The organism is Streptomyces sp. NPDC031274, assembly GCF_055570235.1.
The window spans coordinates 1-2,000 of the sequence record NZ_JBVIHP010000117.1; the positions used below are offsets into that span (position 1 = coordinate 1).

At 69.2% G+C, this 2,000-nt stretch carries 2 protein-coding genes; both read right to left on the bottom strand.

Annotation, left to right across the window (positions count from 1 at the left end):
* Positions 1 to 839: 839 nt before the first annotated feature.
* Complete coding sequence (locus ACZ5CR_RS44045) at positions 840 to 1,319, bottom strand: hypothetical protein (protein WP_468868962.1); 480 nt, start codon at positions 1,317 to 1,319, stop codon at positions 840 to 842.
* Positions 1,316 to 1,861 (bottom strand): hypothetical protein, encoded by a 546-nt coding sequence (locus ACZ5CR_RS44050; RefSeq protein WP_468868964.1) that lies wholly within the window; start codon positions 1,859 to 1,861, stop codon positions 1,316 to 1,318. The genes ACZ5CR_RS44045 and ACZ5CR_RS44050 overlap by 4 nt, the downstream gene beginning before the upstream one ends.
* Between the last annotated feature and the right edge of the window lie 139 nt (positions 1,862 to 2,000).

Consider the following 2,000-nt stretch of genomic DNA (forward strand, 5'->3'; position numbering starts at 1 on the left):
TGACACCCGTCCCTCCACCGCGCGAGGGAAGACGACCGGACGGCCCGAGGGGCGGGACTCTCGACTACTCCCGTCGGGCCATCAGGGCTTGGCTGCCGGGTGCGGACCGGCTCATTGCGGGTGGCCCTCACGGGGAGAAGGGCGGGCGCTCGGTCCGCAGCCGCTCCGGGGAGGGTGCCGGTCTCGTCAAGCGACCGGCGACCGGATCTTCTGGAGTGGCCGTCAGGGCGTGCGGGCGTGCGGAGGGCTGCTTGCAAGAAGGTCCCACGCCTTGTCGCGCGGAACCGTCGGATTGACGAGACTTTCCTGCAGCACCCCCCTGGCGCACCTACTTTCGCTAAGTTGCGTTCCTGCAGACAGGGGGCGCGCGGGTCGGCCAATGCGCCTTCTCGGAATTTGGTGCCGGACCCCCCTGGCCAGCCCGTGGTCAGCGGGTGGGGTCGTCGTCGGCTGCCGACCCCGCTCGCCCGGCGGGCCATGCTCACCTTGGGCCGCCGGGTGGGCGAAGGCTGTTCGGCTGTTCCGGGCAGCCGGTGCATGTCGTCTGGCTCGGCAGAGGCCATGCCTGACCGCCACACCTGTCTGCGGGCCGGCTCGCAGACGCTTGACGAGACCGCTCCCGCCCCCGGCCGGTCGCGGACCGGGCGCCCGCCCTTCTCCCCGTGAGGGCCACGCCGGAAGATCCGGTCCGCAGTCGGCAGCGAAAGCCGATGTCCCCTCGGGAGTGGTCGAGAGTCCCGCTTCCCGGAACCGCCAACCTCAGGACAACCGGGCGGCCCCGGCAACCAACATGACGCAGGCCCGCCGAAGCGGCGGCGGCAAGGGCAAGGCGGATCAAGCTACTTGCCGCACTCCGCCAAGTAGCGGTCGAAGGCGTGGTCCTTGGCCTTCCGCGCGATGGCGTCCGTGTACGCGTCCGCGCGCAGGACACCGGCCGCGAGGCGAGTGTCGTCCTCAAGGTTCTTCGTGTCCGCGCACGCCACCACCACGATCCAATCGGCGTGCGTCCCCTTGTCCTTCGCGGTGCCGTACGTCGCCTTGGCGCCGGTGACCGGCTTGGACAGGTCGTACGACACCATCGACGAGGCCGACGGCAGACCCTCTTCCACCTGGGCCACGGTCTGACCGACGAACGACGAGACCGGCACGTGGTCGGGCTCGTCCGCGTCGTCATTGGTACCGCACCCGCTCAGCAGCATCGCGGCCCCGGCGAAGGCCACGGCGACGACCCCCGCCGTGGCGCGGCGGACCGGCGCGGTGCGCGCATCGCATGGGGCGACGCCCCGGGTGGGCATGGCTCGGTCAGGGAAGGCATTCACTTGACCTTGCAACTCACCTTCGCGGGCGCCGGGTTGAAGGCGTGCTTCCACCCGCTCGTGCCGGCCTTGTAGTCGAGAGGCGTGGTGATGTGCTTCTCGATCTTGTACTTGTACCGGGTGCCGATCGGGTAGGCGACGAGCGAGTGGCCCTTCTTCACCGGCGAGCTGCACGTCACGGCGACGGACTGGGTCTTGGCCTGGCTGATGTTCAGGCTGCCCGCGACGGCACCGCGGCTGAGACCGAACCCCGCGTCGATGGTGCGCGTCGCCGACGCCGTCTTGTTGATCATGCAGGTCATGCCCTTGGTCTGGGCCGTGCAGCGGGCGATTTCGTCCTTCTGGTTCGTGTAGTTGCTCTGCTTCGACTTGTTGATGAGCTTGCTGTACTTGCCGACCGCGGCTCTGGTCGAAACGCCGGGCTTCGCGGTGGGCGAGGCGTCGTCGTTTGCGGGTGCGGCGTTCGCCTGGGCGGCGGTGGCCACCAGCGTGGCGGACAGGACGAGTACGGCTCCGGCGACACGAGCCGTCGAGCTGAGGTGCATGAGTTCCCCCCATGGATAATCTTGGTCGCCAAAGATCGTACTCGACGGCTCAACGACTGTGACCTGCGCATTCGTCAAGGCTGCGGTGCGGGGGAGCGACCGCGGAGCCCATCGAGATGCGCCCGTCAGGGGAACGTGA

Coding starts and splice junctions, on each gene's coding strand:
- ACZ5CR_RS44050 (WP_468868964.1), bottom strand. CDS start 1,861: ATGCACCTCAGCTCGACGGCTCGTGTCGCCGGAGCCGTACTCGTCCTG.